The following is a 22596-nucleotide window of genomic DNA, read 5'->3' as shown; positions in this document are numbered from 1 at the left end:
TTAGGCGATTTCTGAATCAAGTAGCCGTATCGTAACGACTCAATCCTATACACGTCTTTGGGCAGGCGACCTTGCCTGTCACCCGAGTCATTCCTACAATGGCTGTTTTATTGAAATGCCAAGGGAATCTTGTGACTCAAGTAAGCAGTCAAACTGTGCTGTACAGCTTTCGCCGCTGCCCCTATGCCATGCGCGCCAGACTGGGCTTGATTGCCGCCGACCAGTCTGTTGTGGTGCGGGAAATTCTGCTGAAAAATAAGCCGCAGGAGATGCTGGCCCTGTCGCCGAAGGGCACAGTGCCTGTGATGCAACTCGCCGATGGAAGGGTGCTTGACGAGAGTCTGGATATCCTCTTCTGGGCATTGGCGCAAGCCGATCCCCACTCATTGCTGCCGCAAAATCCTGAGGAAGAAAACCTTACCTCGGCACTGATTGCAACCAATGACAGGGCATTCAAGCCTTTGCTGGACAGATACAAATACTTTGACCGTTATCCTGAGTTCAGCCAGCAAAGCTATTTCGAACAAGCGCTCGAGTACTTGCTGCCACTGGAGCAGAGACTGGCTGAGGCTCAAGGGCTGCAAGAGCAAGCCATGTTGCTCGGGCGTATGAGCGCGGCGGACCTCGCCATCTTCCCTTTTGTGCGCCAATTTGCCCATGTGGATAGAGCCAGGTTCAATGCAGCCCCCCTGCCCTGTCTGACTCAATGGCTGCAGGCCTGGCTCGAGCACCCCTGGTTTATCCGCGCCATGAAACCCAAGCCTCTGTGGCTGGAAAGCGGCGAGCAACAGCCGCTTTAGCGCCTGCCGAGCAATCTTGGCAAGCGTTTGCGTGCTATCGGGATCCCGCCAGGTTTTACAGGTGTGACGGTCTGGGGGCGCTGGTATCATCGCCGGCCAAACGCCGCACTTCGGGGGCCTGGCCCTCAGCGACCGCTTGTTTGTAGTTTTGATGCATACGCACTGCCAAGGCCAAATCAGGCCTGATGATCAAGCCATCCTCCGCCACATCTATGCCACTGGCTTCACACCAGCTGAGCAGTTGACGTTTACGGCCCGCCAGCACCAGGCTGACACCGCGGCGCTTCAACAGGTGCGCCAAATCGGCAATCATGGCCATCACACTGATATCCAGATGACTGAAACAGGCTACAGCATCGACTATCACGCAGTCCACCGGCTCGGGCTGCTCTTTTAACCTGGCCAGCAGCTGGCGTTTGAAATAACCTGCGTTGAAATAGGTCAAGGGTGAGTTGAAACGGTAGATCATGATCCCCGGGATCGCCGTGGCCTTGTCACTGCGGTCGATACTGCGCAGCACCCCTTTGCGATCGACACCGAGCAGCTGCTCCGAGGGTTTCATCACTACCCGGATAAATTGGAACAAACCCAGCAGCACTGCCAGGGTGATCCCCGGGATCACCCCGATAAAGAGCACGGCCAACAGGGTGATCAACGCCAGGGTAAAGGCGCCGTTGTCACGCTTTCTCAGCTTCCAGATCCCCTTGATATCAATCAAAGAGAGCGATGCGATAACGAGCACCACCCCGAGCGCCGCCGAAGGGATATATTGCAGCGGCGCAGTCAGGAACAGGGCCACCAGGGCTATCAGCAGCGCCGCTATCACAGAAACCAGCTGCGACTTGCCGCCATTGGCATCATTAACCGCGGTGCGCGAATCGGCGCCGCTGATGGCAAAACCCTGAGACAGCGCCGAGGCGATATTGGCTACCCCAAGCGCGCGAAACTCTTTATCAGGATCTATATCGTAGCCGTTTTTGGCGGCAAAGCTGCGCGCCGTCAGCATCATGGAAACAAAGCTCACCATGGCAAGGTTCAGCGCCGGCATCACCAGTTCACGGCTGAGCCCCAAATCAAATACCGGTGCCTGAAACTCCGGCAGACCGCCTTCGATAGTGCCTACCACCGCCAGTTGATACTGCTGCAAATCAAACAGCCATACCAATAATCCTGCCACCGCAATCGCCACCATGGAGGCAGGCAGTTGCGGCCGCAGACGCTTGACCAGCAGAAACACCAGCAAGGTGGCCAGACTCATGCCCAATGTTGGCCAGTGAGTGCGCGACAGATACTCGGCGCCGCCTGCCAGGCGTTCCAGCAAATAGCGGGAGTCGAAGCTAAAGCCAAAAATCTTCGAGAACTGGCCGACGATAATGGTTATCGCCACCCCGTTGAGCAGCCCCATCAAAATCGGCCGCGAGAGAAACTCGGCAAGCACCCCGAGCCGAAAGCGACTGGCCAGCAGGCACCAAATGCCCGTCATCAGGGTCATGGTCATCACCAACTGCCAGTGCACCTTGGCATCTCCGGCGGCCAGTGGCGTCACCACAGCGGCTATCACGGCGCAGGTCGCGGCATCCGGACCCACTATCAGTTGCCTCGATGTACCAAACAAGGCATAAATCAACATAGGTAAAATACAGGAGTATAGCCCGGCAACGGCGCTGACCCCGGTAAGCTGGGCATAGGCGATGGCCACAGGCAAGGCCACTGCGGTTACCGACAAGGCGGCACGCAGATCATCCCGCAACCATTCTTTTTGGTAATGCAGCAATCCTGCCAGCCCGGGAAGTGATTGAGTCAGCAACTCCCTGGTGTTCCATTGTGGAAAATTAACTCGCATATTCAGCACTCAACTCCATCAATTTAAGCGCATACTGTCCTGAGTGGATAATGTAGTGAGCTTATGCCAGGAAGTCATCCAGGGCGAAATAAAATATTCTCACTATTCACATTTCCGCTTTTGTTTGTCAGTAATGTAAAGAAAACACTTGGGGGGATTGGCTAATTGGCCGCCGCGACTTAACATAAACCCCAAGCCCCTTTTCGTGGCATGAATCACACTCCTGACCAAGCATCCAATGCTTTTTGGCCAATATAATGAGGTTAAATTGGATACCCAACCCCAGATAACCAGGCGCACGCCCCAAGGGCTGCATCTGGCCTTGCTTATTCCCATGCTGTCGGCCATCGTGGCGATAACGCCTTTGGCTATCGACATGTATCTGCCGGCCATGGCTACCATAGCCGAAAGTTTCCATTCCGATATCACTACAGTGCAGCAGTCTCTGAGCCTGTATCTGGCCGGGTATTCTCTGGGTATGCTTACCTTTGGGCCTTTGGCCGATCGCTTCGGCCGTCGTCCTTTGGTGATCATTGGCCTATCGGGATTTATGTTGGTCAGCCTGGGATTGGCGCTGTCGCAAACGATAGAAATGTTTTTAAGCCTCAGATTTGTCCAGGCCTTTATCGGCGCCGCCGCTACCGTGGTGATCCCCGGCTATATCAAGGAGGTCTATGGTGACAATACGGCCAAGGGCATGTCCTATGTCAGCCTAATAATGATGCTGGCGCCGCTGCTGGCTCCATCCATAGGCAGCTTAATTCTGGAGCTGGGTGAATGGCATTTGATTTTCTTTATTCTCGCCTTCTATGCCCTGCTGCTGCTCATGCTGGTATTGCTGAAACTGCGTTTGCCTTCGGATATGCAAGGCGCCGAGCGCAGCCGCAAGTCATTCTTTGGCGCCTATGCCACCGTCTTTACCCGGCCAGGCGTTAAGCTGCATATCGGCAGCGGCGTGCTGACTTCATTCGCCTTCTTCTGCTATCTGACAGCCTCGCCGTTTGTCTATATGTCGGTATTTAACTTGGATAAGTCACTGTTTGCCATACTATTCAGTACCAACGTAGGCGCCTTGATGCTGGCCAATATTATCAACTCACGCATTGTTGGTCGCTATGGCTCAAGACGCATGTTGGTTGCCGCCACTATGCTCGGCAGTATTGCCGCTACCGGGCTGTTACTGGTGAACCTGCTCGACTTGAGTTACCACTTTACCGTGGCCATGCTGATCCCCCTGATGGGATGCCTGGGGATAATGTCGGTTAACGCCGATGCCATAGTACTGATGAAGTTTCAGCAGGAAACAGGCACAGCCACCGCGGTTATCGGCACCCTGAGGTTTGGCTTTGGTGCTCTGGCAGGACCGCTGCTGGCGCTGTTTTACACGGGTACTGCCGTGCCCTTTGCCGCGTTGATGCTGGCCTCTGTGCTACTGGTGGGTCTGTGCCAGTTCGCTGTCAGTCGCCGCCCTGTGCCAGAATGCCGCAGTACCGACTCCTAAAATAAAGCTGGCGGTAAAGCACGCTCAAGCGTTTGAAACCGCTTGAGCGAAAAGCGCCGTTTGGAGACTTTCCGCAACCCCAGAACCACAATTTTCAAAGACTGGGTTCATACACAAGGAATTAGCGGCGCTTTAGACCAAAGTCTAAAAAGATCCTCAATTAGGTATAAAACATAATAAATTCAATACGTAATAAATAGCACTTTAGCAAAACCCTACCGCAATCAGGGCCGTTTTTCGGCGGCAAAAATGAAATTTATTCATGCTCATAAAAAAGCTGCTTCCAGGGGCTTGAAAACTTCTCTCTTTCCAATATGATGAAATTCTGTCCATTGGTGACAGAGACCCATTCCCTACAGGGAAGTGTGCCCCAAGGCCGGGTCGACAGCTGGCCGGAACTACCCTTCCGGCCCGAATTAGAGCGATAACCGTCGCTGTAAAAGTTACTGTTTACCGTAACGGTATCTTATCAAGGAGTACCAAATGGAGATGCTTTCAGGCGCCAGCATGATAGTGCGTTCGTTAATTGACGAAGGCGTAAAACATATATTCGGCTACCCGGGTGGCTCAGTTCTCGACATCTACGATGCCCTGCATCAAAAATCCGATATAGAACATATTCTTGTCCGCCATGAACAGGCGGCCGTGCACATGGCCGATGGTTACGCCAGAGCCACGGGCAAGGTCGGCGTGGTATTGGTGACATCCGGCCCGGGAGCGACCAATGCCATTACCGGCATCGCCACCGCCTACATGGATTCAGTCCCTCTGGTGGTGCTTTCGGGCCAGGTGCCCAGTAACCTGATCGGCAATGATGCCTTCCAGGAATGCGATATGATAGGGATCTCCCGCCCTGTGGTGAAACACAGCTTTTTGGTGACAGATCCCACCGAAATTCCCACCATTATCAAGAAAGCCTTCTATATCGCGGCCAGCGGCCGCCCAGGCCCTGTGGTAGTGGATCTGCCCAAAGACAGCCTCAACCCGGCGATACTGCACGAGTATCAATACCCGGAAGAGATTAAGATGCGCTCCTACAACCCGACGCTTTCGGGTCACAAGGGCCAGATCCGCCGGGGTTTGCAGGCCTTGATGGCCGCCAAAAAACCAGTTCTGTATGTGGGTGGAGGCGCCATTATCTCCGGCTGCCACCAGCAGCTATTGACACTGGCCGAACGACTGAAACTGCCTGTGGTCAATACGCTTATGGGGCTGGGCGCCTTTCCCGGCTCTCATCACAACAACCTGGGCATGCTGGGGATGCACGGCCTGTACGAAGCCAATATGGCCATGCACCATTCAGATTTAATCTTCGGCATTGGCGTGAGGTTCGATGACAGAACCACCAATAATGTCGCCAAATATTGCCCGGATGCCACCATACTGCACATAGATATCGACCCTTCATCCATCTCCAAGACCATCAAGGTGGATATTCCGATTGTAGGCTCGGCCGATAAGGTACTGAACGAGATGCTGCAATTGCTGGATGAAGACAAGGTAACGCCTCAGGATGACGAGGCGCTGCAACACTGGTGGCAGCAAATTGCTTCCTGGCGCAGCCGCAACTGCCTCGAGTATCAGCGCAATGCCGAACGGATCAAGCCTCAGCAAGTGATAGAAACCCTCTATCGCCTGACAAACGGTGATGCCTATGTGGCCTCGGATGTTGGCCAGCACCAGATGTTTGCCGCTCTCTATTATCCTTTCGACAAACCACGGCACTGGATCAACTCAGGAGGCCTTGGCACCATGGGATTCGGCTTGCCGGCCGCCATGGGTGTCAAGATGGCGATGCCGGATGAAACCGTTGTGTGCGTCACCGGCGACGGTTCGATTCAGATGAATATTCAAGAGCTTTCCACCGCACTGCAATACGATGTGCCGGTGAAAATCATCAACCTCAACAACCGCTTCCTCGGGATGGTGAAACAGTGGCAGGACATGATCTACTCGGGCCGCCACTCCCACTCCTATATGGACTCAGTCCCTGATTTTGCCAAAATCGCCGAAGCCTACGGCCATGTGGGGATCAATATCGACCATGTGGATGAGCTGGAGAGCAAACTGGCACAAGCCCTGGCCATGAAAGACAGGCTGGTGTTTGTGGATATCAGTGTCGATGAAACCGAGCACGTCTACCCGATGCAAATTCGTGGTGGCGCTATGAATGAAATGTGGCTGAGCAAGACGGAGAAAAGCTGATGAGACGTCGAATCATATCTGTATTGATGGAAAACCAGCCCGGCGCCCTGTCAAGAGTTGTCGGTCTCTTCTCCCAACGCGGCTACAACATTGAAACTCTTACGGTTGCGCCCACCGATGACCCTACCCTGTCCCGGCTGACAGTCGCGGTTGAGGCCGATGAAAACATTCTGGAGCAGATAGAGAAGCAGCTGCACAAGCTTATCGATGTGCTCAAGGTGTCCAACATCACAGAGTCCACCCATGTGGAGCGGGAACTTGCCTTGGTCAAGGTCAAGGCAAGCGGCGCATTGCGGGAAGAAGTGAAACGCACCGCCGATATCTTCCGCGGCCAAATCGTTGATGTGACAGCCAATCTCTACACAGTACAGATGGCCGGCACCAGCGATAAACTGGATGCCTTTATTGCCGCGCTGACCGAAGTCACCAAAGTGGTGGAAGTGTCTCGCTCCGGAGTCGTGGGGCTTGCCAGAGGCGACAAGGCGATGCGCGCCTGAGTCTCCCCGCCAAAGTCCACGCATGAAAAAACCAGGCTTGAACCTGGTTTTTTACTGTCTGTGAAAACTTATGTTATTGCAGAGGTTTGCTTATCCGGATAACCACCCGGCGGTTGCGGGCCCGCTCGTCACTGGAGTCGTTTGAAGCCACATGGCGGCGCTCGCCGTGCCCTTCGGTATGGATCCTGTCACCCGGGATACCCCGCGCCACGAAGAACTCTTTGACTGAACCGGCGCGCTGCTGAGACACCTTCTGGTTGATACTACGACCACCATAGCTGTCGGTATAGGCGTCTATCAGCACCAGTTCCACTTCGGGATCATAGGCCAGGTACTCCTGCACCCGCGCCAGCTGCGCCTTGGAATAACGGGTCAACTCGGTACCGCCCATCTCATAGGTAAGCACGGTAAAGGCGATATCATCGAAACTGTAAGGCAATAGATTGGCCAGGCACTGCTTGAACTCGCGGTATTTCTGGGCAAAGTTGGCCGCAGAAAGGCCGACCGCCACCTTGTTGCTTTGGTTGTACCAATCGCTGTAGTAGAAAGTGGGTTCCATACCGCGATCCAGCTCTGCCAGCATGGACCAGGCGGCCTTTTTCGGCACTTCACCATTGAAGTATTTCTGGTAGCTCAACTCGGTAATCGCCTTGGATGTCACCCCGGGACGCCAGGCCGGCGCCTTGCTCATCAAGCGGGCATGGGTCACGGCATCAGGCTTTTGCCACATATCCAGAGTAAACTGCAGATTCAGCTCTTTACCCGCATGACTGGAAAACACCGCCTTGCCGTAGGCGGGAATGTCGTGCTCCAGGCTGCAACCTATGGGGGTATTTTGCGCCACGCGCCAATGAGAGTCGTCAAGTGACGCCACATAGTGCCTGAGATCCGCCATCGCCGACAGCGGCAGACAAAGAGTCGACAGCAGGAACAGTTTACGCCACATAGAAATCTCTCTTTTCGCATACCATGTTGTCTCTATCGGCAAAGAAATTCATTCCTTTAGCCTATAAAAACAACAATCGAACATGACACCCTGTTGATGTTTTAGCATAATAGCCGCTTCGTTATTTTCCAGGGGAAATGCATGACTCAGCCAAGCCTAGCCAACCAACTCAAGCACAGATTCAGGGGCTATTTCCCTGTGGTGATCGACGTGGAGACCGCTGGCTTCAATGCGCAGACCGACGCGCTGCTGGAGATTGCCGTCACCCTGCTGAAGATGGATACCGAGGGCAATCTGGGAATAGACAGAACCCTGCACTTCCATATCGAGCCTTTTGAAGGCGCCAATCTAGAGCCGGAGGCACTGGCATTCAACGGCATAGATCCCAACAACCCTCTCAGGGGCGCCGTCAGCGAGAAAGAAGCTTTTCTGGAAATATTCAAGGCGGTGAAGAAGGCGCAGAAGGCGGCCGATTGCCACCGTTCTATCATAGTGGCTCACAATGCCGCCTTCGATCACGGCTTTGTCAGTAAGGCAATTGAGCGCAATGATATCAAGCGCTCGCCGTTTCATCCCTTTGCCACCTTCGATACCGCCACTCTGGCCGGATTGGCCATAGGCCACACAGTGCTGGCCAAGGCCTGCGCCTTGGCCGGGATCCCCTTCGACAACAAAGAAGCCCATTCGGCGCTTTATGATACAGAGCGCACCGCCGAGCTGTTCTGCTATATAGTGAACCGCTGGAAAGCCCTTGGCGGCTGGCCTTTGCCTGCAGCTGCCGAAACCCCACAGGATGTGGTCTAAACCCGCTCAAAGATACGCTCAAACATAGCAAGTCGGCTCGGACATATAAGCCGACTCAAACTAAAGTGTTTCCCGTCCTCACGCCAAATCCTTTGAGCATCTGGTGTGAGGGCGCATCAAAACCCAGCGACCAAAGACCAGCGTTCAGAAACCCGTTCAGAAACCAGTGACCGGAAACCAAAGATAGCCTGGCTCAAAACCAAAGTCTTGAGCCTCATGTTTAAAGCCCGGTGCGACTATCGAGTTTCAGGGCTTTAATCAAGTCGAATACTTCATGGATTTCTTTGAACACTTGCTCTATGTCTGCGCTGAGATCCAGCGGCTTGAGAAGATCCAGTTGCGGCTCAAAATAGCTGTGCTGACAGGCTATTTTGACAAACAATCGCCCCTGTCTAAAACAGGCTTCCAGCTCGCCTTGATAAAATCCTGATAGTGACAACAAACGTTCCATAGTCGCTGTATTGAGCACATATCTGGCTTCGAGCTGATCGTCACTGTAGACCTCAAATCTACGCTCAAAGTCCGGGTCTTCCAGCTTTACCCTCGAGAGCTTGTTTCTGAACTGCGCCAAGCCATTGGCCATAAAACCTTTATCGCGGCGCACTTGGATGGTCGCGGAAAATGTCTTCGGCAGGTCAAACTCTATCACTATGCCATCGAACAGCGTCTTATATTGGGGACCATTATCGTTCTTGCCTGTGCGTTCGAGTAACGTCAGTTCCCTAAGCAGAAAAGGCACATTAAGATATTTGCCTCTGACCGAGTTTTGAAAATAACCTTTGTCATAGTCGGGAAAGAGACCATAGTCTTTATAGCTTTCCAGTTCAGGCAATCCCGAGGGGTTGAACGCAAAGCTTTTACCGAAATACCCCAGCAGTAGAGGATAGATCTCCTCAACTATCTGGGTACGCAGTTCACTTATCTCACTGCCAGCCCAGATGTTGGCCAACACCACCACCGCCAGAGATAGCACGGCGCCGCCAAAGCCGATAAAAAACACCCCTTCTTTAAAATCCAGCATGAAGGCGCCGTAGAAACTCATGGCAAAAAACAGCAAAAATGCCGGAATGCCAATAAAGGTGAGAGGCGCAACTATCTTTCTACGCTCTTTATACCTGGCAGCAGCGGCCTCTCGAACCGACTCATAACGTCGACACTTGGGTGCAATCTTTTGCGCATAATATTGGCCGAAGGCCTGCTTGTCTTGCTCCGGAATAGCAAACTCCATTGAATTCATCCTGTTTTCCTTGCTATTTTTCCGGTTCAATTAGCAACTATCTTGAACCTTTCGTCAAGTTCTGAGCTCTGGAATGGGCAATAAAGGTTTAGATAGGTGTAAAAAAAGCTGCCCGAGGGCAGCTTTATAAAGCCATACATGCAATTACAGCTCTTCAGCGTTCTCAGACAGGTAGGCAGCAACACCGTCTGGGCTGTCTTTCATGCCTTTCTTGCCTTTTTCCCAACCTGCAGGACAAACTTCACCGTGCTCTTCGTGGAATTGCAGCGCGTCAATCATACGCAGCATTTCATCGACGTTACGGCCAAGAGGCAGATCGTTAACGACCTGGTGACGCACCATGCCTTCTTTGTCGATCAGGAAAGAACCACGGAAAGCCACACCGGCTTCAGGGTGCTCAACATCGTAAGCCTTACAGATATCGTGGCGAACGTCGGCTACCAGAGTGTATTGAACCTGGCCGATACCGCCTTTTTCCACTGGGGTGTTACGCCATGCATTGTGAGTAAACTGAGAATCGATAGAAACACCGATCACTTCAACGCCACGCTTCTTGAACTCTTCCATGCGGTGATCGAAGGCGATCAGCTCAGATGGGCACACGAAGGTGAAATCCAGTGGGTAGAAGAACACTACCGCAGGCTTGCCTTTGATTGCTGCAGTCAGGTTGAAGCTGTCAACAATTTCACCAGAACCCAGAACAGCTGCTGCAGTAAAGTCCGGAGCCGGACGGCCTACTAATACGCTCATTTTATACCTCCATCTATGGATTGAGCTGTGAATAAAACAGAATCCGTTTTAACTACAAGCCATTATAAGAGGTGCCATGCACCTGACAACCTATTTAGGATCAATATCACGCTTTTGCTGCATTTTAAGGCTTGTCTGGGTAAGAAATCGGCAAGTGTGCGGCCACCGCAATTACCTGGCTCACAAAGCGACTCAATAACCTTAGGATCCAGTTCACAAAGAGAGATTTTTTCCCGCAAACACTGATTGCAGCTGGACATCCAAGCCACCCCAGTCAAAAATAGCCCCTTTGTTTAGCGAATAAGACTTTACTATGAACGCAGTTGTGATTGCCGTCTGTCTGATGCTCGCTCTCAGCCTGGCCCGGGTCAATGTGGTGATCGCCTTGACGATCAGCGCCCTGGTTGCCGGCTTGATGGGAGGACTGGACATCCACCAGACCATAGAGGCATTCAATACCGGCCTGGGCGGTGGAGCCCAGATAGCCCTGAGTTATGCCCTGCTCGGCGCCTTTGCCGTGGCCCTGTCCCATTCCGGGCTGACCACTTTGATCTCCACCTCTGTGATCAAGGCCCTTGGCAAAGATCCCGATAGTCAAAACCTCAAGTGGGTTCGCAGCCTGTTGCTGCTGTCCCTGCTGGCCATGGCTATCAGCTCACAAAACATTCTGCCGATCCATATCGCCTTTATCCCCATTCTGGTGCCGCCACTCTTGCATCTGATGTCCAAACTCAAGCTGGACAGGCGTTTGGTCGCCTGTGTTATCACCTTCGGCCTGGTCACCACTTATATGGTGTTGCCTGTGGGCTTTGGCGGCATATTTCTAAACGACATACTGCTGGCAAACCTGCAGTCCAACGGCTTAGAGGCCCAGTCAGGGGATATTCCCCAAGCCATGCTTATTCCGGCCGCCGGCATGTTGGCCGGACTGTTGACGGCCGTGTTTATCAGCTATCGCAAGCCAAGAGAGTACCGGGAAGAGCAGATCCTCGCCGCTGAACCGGAAACCGGACTCAGCAAGCGCAACATCATCATTGCCGTGCTGGCTATTCTGGCGACTCTGCTGGTGCAGCTGCAGACAGATTCGATGATTTTCGGCGCCCTGGTTGGCTTTATGATCTTCTCATTCAGCGGCGCGCTCAAACATGTGGCCGATGAAGATATCTTTAACCAAGGCGTGCGCATGATGGCCAACATAGGCTTTATCATGATAGCCGCCGCCGGTTTCGCCGCCGTGGTCAAACAAACCGGTGAAGTGCTGACTCTGGTCAGTGCCATAGGTGAGTTGATTGGTGACAACAAGGGCCTGGGCGCGCTGTTGATGTTGGTGGTGGGTCTGTTGATCACCATGGGTATTGGCTCATCCTTCTCGACTATCCCCATTATTGCCACCATCTATGTGCCGCTGGCGCTGAACTTTGGTTTCTCTGTGCCTGCGGTTATCGCCCTGGTCGGCACCGCCGCAGCGCTTGGGGATGCAGGCTCACCGGCATCGGACTCAACGCTCGGCCCCACCGCCGGCCTCAATGCCGATGGTCAGCACGATCATATCCGCGACAGCGTGATCCCAACCTTTATTCACTACAACATTCCGCTGCTGATCTTCGGCTGGATTGCCGCCATGGTACTCTAAGCACTGCCTTGGGGAATGATGGCCCTGAATACAAAAAGCCAGTCTGTATCAGACTGGCTTTTTTGCTTTAGCGGCCTGCTTTACAAGCCGGGGTCGAGCTTATCAGCGCGGTTTCAGGCCTGAGTTTCTTCTATCAGGCGGTTACCTGAGCCTATCTCTATTTTGCGCGGTTTCATGGCTTCAGGGATCTCGCGCACCAAATCTATATTGAGCAGGCCGTGTTCCAGATGGGCGCCTTCGACGGTCACATAATCGGCCAACTGGAAGGTACGTTCAAAGCCGCGCTCGGCAATGCCCTGATACAGGTATTTACGCTCCGGAGCCTGTTCGCCCTTGGTGCCTTTCACCAACAGCTTTTCGCCCTCGCTGGTGATCTCCAGCTCATCCATGGCAAAACCTGCAACCGCCATGGTGATCCGGTAACGGTTCTCACCCAAGAGTTCGATATTGTATGGAGGGTAACCGGCATTGCCATTGTTGGCGGCGGCATGTTCGGCCAAACGGGCCAAACGATCAAAACCGATAGCGCTGCGGTAAAGGGGAGTCAAATCATAGTTACGCATAGTCATATCCTCATAGATTAAGCAATATGTAGTGTCGGGCCGAATCATCGCACCCTAGGTTCAAACGGCCGCCCAATGGCACGGCCTTTAATTTATCGGTCAAGGCGCTTCCCCTGCCGACACTCAATAGATAGGGTCGGGCAATGGTATTTCAAGTCCCGGTAGAATTATTTGGTTAAAAATCACCCAAATCCACATGACTGCCCTGCTCTTTTGCCACAAAAAAGCAGCCCCGAAGGGCTGCCTGTAAAGTGACTTAAAGTGCTATTTACTGAGGCACTTCACAACCCAGTGGGCTGTTGGAGTTTTCATAAACGATATCGCCTACCGGCTCGTAATCAACGGCCTTGATGCTTTGCTTCTCTTTCAGGAAGCTGTAGAAGACTTCGGCATCAACATAGCCGGTTTGTACAGGATCCAGCTTGGGATAGCCGTCACCGCCCGCGGCGTTGAAGCTGGGTACAGTGAAGGTGTAGCTGTCTGTTGCACTGTAATCCTTGCCGTTGACTTCGCTGATAGCGACCGACTTGGCCTGACAGTCAACTGTCATTTTCACACCTGTGATCTGGGCATAAGCCCCTGAACCGCGCTGCATGGTAGCCACTACACCCAGATAATCGCTGAGCTCGGCACCTGTCATAGTGCTCAGGGTGATCATGTTACCGAAAGGCTGCACTGTCAGTACATCACGGTAGCTAATATCACCGGGGGCGATAGAGTCACGTACACCACCCGAGTTCATCACGCCGATATCGGCATTAACCTTGGTGGCCTGCGCCATAGCGAGCAAACGGCCCAGGTTGGTCTGCTGACCACGAACCACGGCGCGATCGCCTTCCAGTTTGCCATCGGTAGTGGCGATGATTTCGCCCAGTTTTTCACTACCCTTGTCCTGATATTGCTGCAGTACAGCCTTCACTGTGGTATCGGCAGGGATCGGCTCACCGGCCAGTTCCTCTGTCTTCTTGCCTTCGGCGTCCAGTTTTCTCAGGTTGACCGGGATCAGCTTGTAGCTGGCCAGGTGCAGTTTGCCGCCATAATATTCAAAATCGGCGCGGCCAACATATTTACCCCATTCATGGGCCTGCATGATCCAGGTGCCGTTTTGCTGATCAGGGCGACAATCATCACCTGGGTTGAAATCGGCATAGCTCTGGGTACCGGGTTCCATACAAACCGGATTCTGTGAGTGGCCACCTATGATAACCTGCAGTTGTCCCTCTTCCAGGGCGCGAGCCATGGCCACGTCACCCGGGGCGTTGCTGCCATTTTGGCCATCGGCATAGTGACCCATGTGAGTGGTCGCCACTATGATGTCGGCGGCTTTGTTATCATTGATCTCTTTGATGACCTTTTTGATCTCTTCTTTGGGATCAGTAAACTCAAGCTCGCCGATAAACTCAGGGTTACCTATCTTAGCGGTATCTTCTGTGGTCAAACCTATGACAGCTACTTTAAGACCTTTAACATCGAAAACCTTGTAAGGCTCGAAGTAACGGGTGCCATCTTTTTTGTAGATGTTGGCAGCCAGCATAGGAAACTCGGCGAGCTCACGCTGCATATCCAACACGCTCAGTGGGTTATCAAACTCGTGGTTACCCACGGCCATGGCGTCATAGCCAATCAGGTTCATGCCGATAAAGTCAGGCTCGGCGTTTTGCAGATCCGACTCAGGCACACCTGTGTTGATATCACCACCGGAGAGCAACAGAGTCTGGCCGCCGTTGCTTTCCACTTCGTTGCGTAAGCGCTCAACCAGCGTCTTACGGGCTGCCATACCATACTCACCGTCACTGTTTTCCCAGAAGCGGCCATGGTTGTCATTGGTGTGTAAAATGGTGAACTTGGTGCAGTTATCGGCGCCGCAGACTTCCGGTGCCGGATCCTTGTCATCACTGTTACAACCGGCGAGAGCAGCCAGAATGGCTGTCGCCAAAAGTCCTTTCATCAGTTTATTAGACATAATTAAATCAACCCCATGTTTTTATTTATTTTTACCATCATCATTAATAAGCGGTGAAGCGAACTTCCCGCGCCCGACATACTAGCAAGATTAAGTCGAACATGTGTCATTTTTATTAATAAAAGTGAGCTAAATGTGTGATTTTAAGGCGGGAAATAATACAGTTTGTTTACGTTACCAAATAACCCCCTAAACGAGGGGGATATCAAAGCGGGATATGCTGCGGGACCAGGATTTAAGAACTCTAACCAACCATAGTTATCTTGCTGTTATTTAAGATAATAACTAAAGCTTGCCATGAGACATGGCTATTGTTTGGCAAAACAAACAGCCCGGGTGATAATTTTCTTGCCCCAGGCTGCTTAATTTTCAGGCGCTCAACCCTTAACTGTCACTTAGGGAAGGTGCGAATAAGTCCTCGTGGCACTCTGGCTTGCACAGCAATTGGCGTTCAAGGCATCTGACTGAAGGCATGCCGGGGCCTGTCAAAGTCGGATAACGCAGAGAGCCGGTTGCTGTGCAAGCCCCAAAGGGCGTGGCTTACAGACCTGTCTGCTGTGTTGTGCTTCTTGCAAAGGACTCAGGCCATTTGCTGCGAACCACGCCTTGCATCCAGGCCCGTAAGCCGACGCAGAGCACGCATGGGACTTGTTCGCACCTTCCTTAGCTCAAACGCGCCTGCAGCCACTGACTGATGAGATTAAGCTCCTGCGGTACCACGCCGTGCGCCATTGGGAAAGTGTGCCATTCAAGCCGATATCCCCCCTGCTCAAGCGCCTCTTTAGCCATAAGCCCGGCACTGAGGGCAACCACATCATCCTGCTCGCCGTGGCATTGCAAAATAGGTGTATCACGGTTGGCGCTGCTCACGTCTTCCGGCAGTTGCTCACCCCCTGGCAAATAACAGGACAGCGCCATAATGCCAGCCAAGGCTTCGGGATAACGCAGTGCGGTAAAGAGGCTCATCACCCCGCCTTGGCTGAAACCGGCAAGCACAATACGGTTGGCGGCAATGCCCTGAGCGACTTGCTGCTCTATGAGTTGTCGAACCAAACGCTCGGATTGCAACACCCCTGGCATATCGGCTCTGTCATGGAGATTGAGGCTCTTGATGTCATACCAGGCGCGCATCACATAGCCACCATTGACAGTAACAGCCTGCTCAGGCGCATGTGGAAACACAAAGCGTATCGAGTGATCGGCCGGCAGTCCCAATGCCGGCACCACAGGGGCAAAGCCGTCACCCGAGTCACCCAAACCATGCAACCAGATAACACAGGCCGTGGCCGGCTCCCGGGGTTCAACGACAACGGCATCCAGGGTGGCTGACGACATAACAACATCCTTCTTGATAGGCAAAAAATGTGACCGACATCATATCAGGCTGAAGATTCCTTGCCAGTACCATTCTAAAAATTCGAATAAAAACACATGTATTTCGCGCTTTACCCACAAATAACCACCACCTAGACTGAGATGCAAGCCATGAAAGCAAAGCGGTTAAAGGAGCGACAGATGGGATTATTGCAGCAGGGCAAATGGGTTGATCAGTGGTATCAGACAGACAAAAGCGGCGGCAAGTTCGTCCGTGAAGATGCAAAGCTGCGAAACTGGATCACCCCGGACGGCAGTCCGGGCCCCAGTGGCCAAGGCGGATTCAAGGCCGAGCTGGGCCGCTATCATCTCTATGTTTCACTCGCTTGCCCCTGGGCCCACAGAACCTTGATATTTCGCGCCTTGAAGGGATTGGAAGCGCTGATCTCTGTCACTGTGGTCGAGCCCCATATGTTGGAAAACGGCTGGGAATTTGCCACAGAGGCGGCTGGCCCCAAGGGCGGCCACCATATCCAGGGCGCCGAGCAAGACCCTTTGTTTGGCAAAGCATTCCTCTACCAAATTTATCAACTAGCCGCTAGCGATTACAGCGGTCGGGTGACAGTACCTGTGCTGTGGGACAAACATCATCAGACCATAGTCAGCAATGAATCGTCGGAAATCATCCGTATGTTCAACTCCGCCTTCGATCATCTGACCGGCAATAACCTGGACTTTTACCCGCCCCATCTGAGAGAGGAGATAGATACGCTCAACGAGTTCATCTATCCCAATATCAATAACGGGGTTTACCGGGCCGGTTTTGCCACCTCACAACAAGCCTATGAAGAGGCCTTTGAGCAGCTGTTCAGTGCCCTTGACAGATTGGAGTTGCAATTGAGTGAACGCCGCTTTCTCACCGGTTCACAAGTCACTGAGGCAGACTGGCGCTTGTTTACCACTTTAATCCGTTTCGATGTCGTCTATGTGGGCCACTTCAAGACCAATAAACGCCGCATTGAAGACTACCCGGCGCTGAGCCAATACCTGCGCGATCTGTATCAGTACCCCGGCATTGCTGCCACGGTCAACTTTGAACATATCAAACAGCACTATTACTACAGCCATGGGCAGATAAATCCCAGTCGCGTCGTACCCAAGGGCCCCGAGTTAGACTATCAGCGCAGCCATCAACGCCACAGACTGGAATAGTAAATCACTCGGGCGTCAGGCCGTAAAAGTCTGCCAGTTGCTCGAGCTGTTCATCTGAGTCGAGCCGCAGCTGCCAACGCACGGCGCCGGCATCGGCCAGCAGAATGCAAGGGCCTTTGAGCAAACGGATATCGTCGCTCAGCGCCATCAACACTGTCTGCATGGCCGGCAAGCGTACCTGCAGCTCATTGGGACTCAGCAGCAATCGCCCCTGCTCGCAGTCAATTTTCATCCCCTCTCCTCTCAATGGTTTTTCAATCAAAAACGCCCGCTAAAGCGGGCGTTTTCAGTTAAAGCCAAACTCAGTGGTGATGGCCACCGACGCCATGGGCATGACCATGGGCTATCTCTTCATGGGTAGCTTCACGGGCGGAAACGACTTCGATATCAAAGGTCAGCTCGCGACCGGCCAATGGGTGATTGATGTCCACAGTGGCCATAAACTTGCCCACCTTGACCACAGTCACCTGACGCTGGCCTTGATCTGTATTGACGACCGCGCGCATGCCTGGCTTCCATACTTTGGCGCCCATCAGGTGTTTTACCGATACGCGCTGCTCGGCGCCTTCAACACGCTCACCGTAAGTTTCAGAGGCAGGCAAGGTCACACTGAACTTGGCACCTACCTCTTTGCCTTCGATGGCTTTCTCGACTCCAGGCATCATGTTGTCATGGCCATGCAGATAGGCGATGGGATCGTGCCCCTCGTTGGTTTCCAACACTTCACCCTTTTCATCGCGCAGTGTGTAATTGAACTGCACCACCATATCTTCTTTAACGCTCATTCTGAGTCCTCAGTATTCATGATTCCGGCGCAGCTTAACAAAACTGTCGCCTGCACTCCACTGCTTTGGATTACCGCCCGGCGCCAGGCACTATCGCCAGATGCTCGAGTCGCTCCAGCACCTGGTGGTTTTTAAGTGCCAACTGACAAACACCACCATCGATTTGATGCTTGGCGGAGCAATCCACACTCCAGCTGCGCAGCAGATATCCGGCCAAGGCTGCGTTGCTGGCCACCTTGAGTTCACCATCCTCCATACGATAGTCGAGCATAATCGCCTCCGGATGCTTCAGGCTCGGATGGGGTACCAACACCAGTTCCACCGGCGTCAACCAGTTGTTGTCGGCTGCCGGTTGCTCCTTGGGCAAGGGAGAGCCCTCAAGTTCTCTGGCCTGCTTGATACGGGTCACCACAAAGTCGTTGAACTTGCCATGCTGTCTGTCAAATGCCCGTACATGCCAGCGCTGGCCGTTGTTGACCAGGGCATGGGGCACAATTTCACGGAGGGTTTCACCGCTTGAGGTTGAAACATATTGCAGCGCCAGCGCCTGCCCTTGCTGAATCGAGCGCATCAGCGCCGCGATAATCTCGGTATCCGGATGAATAAGCCGCACCGCATCGAAACAGACCTGACTGGGAACCAGGGGCTGTGACAAACCATCACCAAAGCCACGGGCCAAACCCGAGAGAATGGCTTCGGGATCGTGATGAAACAAGGGCTTGAATTCATGCTGGCGCTGATAATGACGACTGGGGTGCATCAGCTTGAGGTTCTGCGGCGCCAATTCGCGATAGAGGCTGAAGTCGCGGGTGGCGGCCGCCAATCCGGTGGCAAACTTGGCAATCAGATCCTGACGACTGACCTGGCCAAAATACTGCAGACTGAAATCGATAAAGGCCAGACGCTGACGCTGGCCGTGACTCAACTTATCTATGTTGCTCATCTCGCTGCTCATATCATTCCCTGAGTTCAAATAGGTGAGGGAGAACGCCAATTTCTGCTGCCGGCATTATCCGGGCAGTTTCTTGGCGCCTTTATGAGCTAACATTAGCCAATTCCTTGGCTGCTGGCAATCATTTTGATTAGCAGAACTAGAGTCCCAGAGCTTTAAAGGTTTCGGCAGAGGGGAAACCGTCGGCCACCAAGCCTTTGCTGAGCTGAAACGCCTGTAAACTGGCGCGGGAGTTACGCCCGAGAATACCGTCCGGCTTTCCGGCATCAAACCCCTGCTCATTGAGCTTTTGCTGCAGCGCCTTTATCTGGGCGCGGCTCAAGCGGGTTTGCTGCGGCGGTGCTTTGGCCAGCCGTCCGGCGCCACTTATTCTGTCGGCCAAATGGCCTACTGAGATGGCATAAAACTCAGAACGGTTCCAACGCTGGATCACCTGGAAGTTATCGTAGCCGAGAAACGCTGGGCCCTCGTGCCCGGCGGGCAGATAGAGTCTGGCTTCCATCTGGGCCTGTGGCAGCACCTCGCCATTGCTCTGGGTCAATCCCAGCGACTGCCAGTCGGCGAGAGACTTTTTCTGCCCCAGATGCTGATAATCAAACGCCTCAGGTAAGCGAACCTCCCTGCCCCAGCGTTCGTTGCGTTGCCACCCCAGGTGAGCAAGAAAGTTTGCCGCCGAGGTCAGGGCATCATCTATGCTGTTCCAGAGATCCGCCTTGCCGTCACCGTCACCATCGACGGCATAACTGGCGTAGGCACTGGGCATAAACTGGGTGTGTCCCATGGCACCGGCCCAGGAGCCTTGCATATCGGCGGCAGCAAAACCATATTGCTGGCTCAGCTTCAGCGCTGTCATCAACTCCTGGGTAAAGAAACCCGAGCGGCGGGAGTCACAGGCCAGAGTCGCCAGCGAGTCCAGGACCGGCATCTTACCCTTGTAGCCTCCGAAATTGGTCTCCATGCCCCAGAAAGACAAGAGATATTGCGGCGGCACGCCATACTCGCGCTTGAGCTTGTCCAGCAGCGCCTTGTGCTCAACCAGCAGTTCCCGGCCCTTGGAAACCCGCCAATCGGTTACCCGCTTATCGAAATAGTTGGCAAATGTCTGGGTAAACTCGGGCTGACTGCGATCCAGCTCTATCACTCTGGGGACAAACTTGAGTGGCTTAAGATGTGAGTCGATGGTCTGTTGACTGATGCCCTCGTTAAGGGCCTTGTCCTGCAACTCCACAATACACTGAGGAAAAGCCGCTTCCCCGGCCTTTATCAGGGCTTCTACAGGATCCTCATTCTGGGGGGCTGCCAGCGTTTGCGTGGCCAGCAGCAGGGGAAACCAGGATAATACTCTGAACACCTTCCGACTCCTTAAAAGATTAAACACCCCATCGAGTTCCATCCTAACCAGTCGCACAGCGTTTTTTAAGCCCCGCAGGCATAATTCCCTGCCGTTGAGCCGATTTTTAAGCATTTATTCCTGTTTGTTCATCTGAGGTTAAGATTCACTTGGACTCCAGTGCTTATGCCGTATAATGGCGCTACTAACCCTTGCTCAAGAGAGAGATCATGACTGATTTAGCGCCGGCACTGAGCCAATTTATCGATAACGTCAAAGAGCACCAGCAGGTGTGGGGCTTACAGGACGACTCCGGCGAAGGCTGGGTGGTGTGTGACTCCAGCGAATATGAAGACACAGATGTCATGCCTTTATGGTCTGATCAGGCAGTGGCCCAGAGTCATTGCACCGAGGAGTGGGTCAACTTCGCACCGGTAGCTATTTCACTGGAAGAGCTGCTGGAGTTCTGGATTGAAGATCTCAACGAAGATGGCGTATTGATTGGTATCGATTGGCGCGCCGAGCAGGAATGTCCCGAAGTTGAGCCGGTAGAGCTGGCCAAGTTCCTGGTAGACGTGGAAGCCGAATAAGCTTTACCCGGTCGGGAGTCATCAAGACTCCCGACTTCTTTTAAGACTCAGAGCAGCATCTGCACAACCCTATGCCCTGTCCCTTGGTCGACATCCCCTTTAATTGCCGTCACAGCTGCTGGTTTTGTGCCGAACCCTGTGAGCACGTTTTTGCCTTTAGAGCCTCCCCCCATGCAGAACATGCCTCACTGAGCGTGCCAGCCTGTAAGGAGTGCCTGACGCTGGCCCGCCAACATACTCTCACCTCGATATACGAGTGCCGTATTGCGGTTAAAGATGCGTTGATGAAGCGCTACGCCAAACATCTGGCCATAGGGCTGAATTGGACCCGTGAAGAGCTGGAAGAATCGGAGTTTTCCTGCAAAATTCTTGGCGGCTTTAAACGCAGCGCCTGGTTTATGTATGAAGTGGCCAGAGACAGGATCAATGCCAAGGGCTGGCCCCTGTGTATTGAGGGGGTTCCGCTGAGCGACGAGACGCCAAATACCGGGTTTGACTTCGACGGTTTGCACTACAGCTCAGTGTTTGCCGCCATAGAGCACTACGCCAAAAACTTTGCACTGGATAAAGACTTTCTGCAGGCCTTGACTGCGATCTGCGGCCGCGACAGATTTGCCTTTGCCGTGCGCCTGGCCAGACTCAACATAGCCGCGGACAAACGCACCAAGAAGCAACTTATCCGCGAACTGGAGCAGGAAAACAGCCGCTAATCAGCTCAGCTGACGAATTCTGTCCTGCACCGCTTCCACCAGCAGATCCGGCTGAAACTTGGAAATAAAGCGATCACAACCCACCTTTTCCACCATCGCCTTATTGAAACTGCCACTGAGTGAGGTATTGAGGGTGATATAGAGATCGGCCATCCGCTTGTCGTTGCGCACCTCATAAGTCAAACGGTAACCGTCCATTTCAGGCATCTCGGCGTCGGTGATCATCATCAAAATCTGATCTGTCACCTTGAGCCCCTGATCGCACCAGGACTTGAGCAGCGTCAGCGCCTCGCGCCCATCGCTGCGTTCAATCACTTCAAGCCCCAACTGTCCCAAAGTATCGCGAACCTGGCGTCTGGCGGTGGGCGAATCGTCGACAATTAAAATCTTGTGCCCCGGCATCTTGGCCACCAAGGACTCATCCAGCACACCTTCCGAGAGACGCACGTCATAGTGGATGATCTCTGCCAACACCTTTTCCACATCGATAATTGACACCAACTCAGTTTTACCCTGAGTCTCAATACGGGTAATGGCGGTAAGGTAATGATTGCGGCCGGCAGTCTTCGGCGGTGGCATGATATCGCCCCAGGTCATGTTGACGATATGCTCAACCTTGCCCACCAGAAAACCCTGCACGCTGCGGTTGTATTCTGTGATGATAAGGTTAGCGTCTTCGCCCACCGGCATGGGCGAAAAACCTATGGCACTGCGCAGGTTAATGACAGGGATGGACGTACCGCGGATATTGGCGACGCCACTGATGGCGGGATGACTGCCGGGCATGGCAGACAGTTCCGGCAGTTTCACTACTTCTTTGACCTTGAATACATTGATGGCAAACAGCTGGGTCGAACTGATCCTGAACAGCAGCAGTTCCAGACGGTTCTCACCCACGAGTTGGGTACGTTGATCTACGGATTCCAATACTTTTGCCATAACGACTGCGTTTCCAATTTAA

Annotated in this window: 21 protein-coding genes; 9 read left to right on the top strand and 12 right to left on the bottom strand. The window is 53.2% G+C overall.

All coding sequences use genetic code 11. The features are described 5' to 3' along the window. Nucleotides 1–131: 131 nt before the first annotated feature. Nucleotides 132–800: a glutathione S-transferase gene (locus tag ACWAU4_RS09890; protein ID WP_243756848.1), complete on the top strand. Its 669-nt coding sequence runs from the start codon at nt 132–134 to the stop codon at nt 798–800. Between the two features lie 55 nt (nt 801–855). Here the strand turns inward: ACWAU4_RS09890 and ACWAU4_RS09885 are convergent, their stop codons facing one another. Further along, nucleotides 856–2643, bottom strand: a complete 1788-nt coding sequence (locus ACWAU4_RS09885) for a SulP family inorganic anion transporter (protein ID WP_044734343.1) — start codon at nt 2641–2643, stop codon at nt 856–858. Nucleotides 2644–2911: 268 nt separating this feature from the next. On the opposite strand from ACWAU4_RS09885, the gene ACWAU4_RS09880 reads away from it, so the two are divergent. From ACWAU4_RS09880 to ilvN, 3 genes are all read left to right on the top strand, one after another. Then, nucleotides 2912–4144 (top strand): multidrug effflux MFS transporter, encoded by a 1233-nt coding sequence (locus tag ACWAU4_RS09880; protein ID WP_051472630.1) that lies wholly within the window; start codon nt 2912–2914, stop codon nt 4142–4144. 483 nt (nt 4145–4627) lie between these two features. Further along, nucleotides 4628–6349 (top strand): acetolactate synthase 3 large subunit, encoded by a 1722-nt coding sequence (locus tag ACWAU4_RS09875; protein ID WP_101059194.1) that lies wholly within the window; start codon nt 4628–4630, stop codon nt 6347–6349. Further along, complete coding sequence (gene ilvN, locus ACWAU4_RS09870) at nt 6349–6846, top strand: acetolactate synthase small subunit (RefSeq protein WP_144216371.1); 498 nt, start codon at nt 6349–6351, stop codon at nt 6844–6846. Before ACWAU4_RS09875 ends, ilvN begins: the two co-directional genes overlap by 1 nt. A gap of 73 nt (nt 6847–6919) precedes the next feature. Here the strand turns inward: ilvN and ACWAU4_RS09865 are convergent, their stop codons facing one another. Then, on the bottom strand, nt 6920–7792 hold the full coding sequence (locus ACWAU4_RS09865; protein ID WP_025009508.1) for a flagellar protein MotY: 873 nt from the start codon (nt 7790–7792) through the stop codon (nt 6920–6922). 141 nt (nt 7793–7933) lie between these two features. On the opposite strand from ACWAU4_RS09865, the gene rnt reads away from it, so the two are divergent. Further along, entirely contained in the window at nt 7934–8596 is a 663-nt protein-coding gene (gene rnt / locus ACWAU4_RS09860; protein ID WP_025009507.1) for a ribonuclease T, read from the top strand. Nucleotides 8597–8816: 220 nt separating this feature from the next. On the opposite strand, the gene ACWAU4_RS09855 is transcribed toward rnt, so the two are convergent. Both ACWAU4_RS09855 and ACWAU4_RS09850 read right to left on the bottom strand, forming a co-directional pair. Continuing rightward, nucleotides 8817–9833: a DUF3137 domain-containing protein gene (locus tag ACWAU4_RS09855; protein WP_025009506.1), complete on the bottom strand. Its 1017-nt coding sequence runs from the start codon at nt 9831–9833 to the stop codon at nt 8817–8819. A 144-nt stretch (nt 9834–9977) separates the two neighbouring features. Beyond that, nucleotides 9978–10583, bottom strand: coding sequence for a peroxiredoxin (locus ACWAU4_RS09850; RefSeq protein ID WP_025009505.1), 606 nt, complete (start codon nt 10581–10583; stop codon nt 9978–9980). A 313-nt stretch (nt 10584–10896) separates the two neighbouring features. Here ACWAU4_RS09850 and ACWAU4_RS09845 point away from each other — a divergent pair, with 313 nt between their 5' ends. After that, nucleotides 10897–12216: a Na+/H+ antiporter family protein gene (locus tag ACWAU4_RS09845; RefSeq protein ID WP_062793666.1), complete on the top strand. Its 1320-nt coding sequence runs from the start codon at nt 10897–10899 to the stop codon at nt 12214–12216. A gap of 113 nt (nt 12217–12329) precedes the next feature. Here the strand turns inward: ACWAU4_RS09845 and ACWAU4_RS09840 are convergent, their stop codons facing one another. From ACWAU4_RS09840 to ACWAU4_RS09830, 3 genes are all read right to left on the bottom strand, one after another. Next, nucleotides 12330–12779, bottom strand: a complete 450-nt coding sequence (locus tag ACWAU4_RS09840; protein ID WP_028779347.1) for an Hsp20 family protein — start codon at nt 12777–12779, stop codon at nt 12330–12332. Nucleotides 12780–13047: 268 nt separating this feature from the next. Continuing rightward, the gene (ushA, locus tag ACWAU4_RS09835; RefSeq protein ID WP_144216373.1) at nt 13048–14742 is read right to left on the bottom strand and encodes a bifunctional UDP-sugar hydrolase/5'-nucleotidase UshA; all 1695 of its coding nucleotides are present in this window, start codon (nt 14740–14742) and stop codon (nt 13048–13050) included. Between the two features lie 663 nt (nt 14743–15405). Next, nucleotides 15406–16077, bottom strand: coding sequence for an alpha/beta hydrolase (locus tag ACWAU4_RS09830; RefSeq protein WP_044734340.1), 672 nt, complete (start codon nt 16075–16077; stop codon nt 15406–15408). A gap of 180 nt (nt 16078–16257) precedes the next feature. Between ACWAU4_RS09830 and ACWAU4_RS09825 the strand changes: the two genes are divergently transcribed. After that, complete coding sequence (locus tag ACWAU4_RS09825; RefSeq protein WP_208125864.1) at nt 16258–17268, top strand: glutathione S-transferase family protein; 1011 nt, start codon at nt 16258–16260, stop codon at nt 17266–17268. Between the two features lie 4 nt (nt 17269–17272). On the opposite strand, the gene ACWAU4_RS09820 is transcribed toward ACWAU4_RS09825, so the two are convergent. The 4 genes from ACWAU4_RS09820 to ACWAU4_RS09805 form a co-directional block, all read right to left on the bottom strand. Next, nucleotides 17273–17500: a DUF3389 family protein gene (locus ACWAU4_RS09820; protein WP_025009501.1), complete on the bottom strand. Its 228-nt coding sequence runs from the start codon at nt 17498–17500 to the stop codon at nt 17273–17275. Between the two features lie 70 nt (nt 17501–17570). After that, on the bottom strand, nt 17571–18053 hold the full coding sequence (locus ACWAU4_RS09815; RefSeq protein ID WP_025888361.1) for an FKBP-type peptidyl-prolyl cis-trans isomerase: 483 nt from the start codon (nt 18051–18053) through the stop codon (nt 17571–17573). 70 nt (nt 18054–18123) lie between these two features. Continuing rightward, nucleotides 18124–19008: a WYL domain-containing protein gene (locus ACWAU4_RS09810; RefSeq protein WP_234503005.1), complete on the bottom strand. Its 885-nt coding sequence runs from the start codon at nt 19006–19008 to the stop codon at nt 18124–18126. A 136-nt stretch (nt 19009–19144) separates the two neighbouring features. Continuing rightward, a complete protein-coding gene (locus ACWAU4_RS09805; protein WP_370628787.1) occupies nt 19145–20356 on the bottom strand; it encodes a lytic murein transglycosylase in 1212 nt (403 codons plus the stop codon). Between the two features lie 209 nt (nt 20357–20565). On the opposite strand from ACWAU4_RS09805, the gene ACWAU4_RS09800 reads away from it, so the two are divergent. Continuing rightward, nucleotides 20566–20925, top strand: coding sequence for a DUF2750 domain-containing protein (locus tag ACWAU4_RS09800; RefSeq protein ID WP_025009498.1), 360 nt, complete (start codon nt 20566–20568; stop codon nt 20923–20925). Nucleotides 20926–20996: 71 nt separating this feature from the next. After that, nucleotides 20997–21635 carry a hypothetical protein gene (locus tag ACWAU4_RS09795; protein WP_025009497.1) on the top strand — a complete coding sequence of 213 codons (639 nt, stop codon included), beginning with the start codon at nt 20997–20999 and terminating at the stop codon, nt 21633–21635. Here ACWAU4_RS09795 and ACWAU4_RS09790 read toward each other — a convergent pair whose 3' ends face one another. Next, entirely contained in the window at nt 21636–22574 is a 939-nt protein-coding gene (locus ACWAU4_RS09790; RefSeq protein WP_025009496.1) for a chemotaxis protein CheV, read from the bottom strand. Nucleotides 22575–22596 lie beyond the last annotated feature (22 nt).

It is taken from the genome of Shewanella sp. FeAMO, assembly GCF_053653955.1.
The sequence above is the reverse complement of the archived record's forward strand: the minus strand, read 5'-3'. Positions and strand labels throughout refer to the sequence as shown.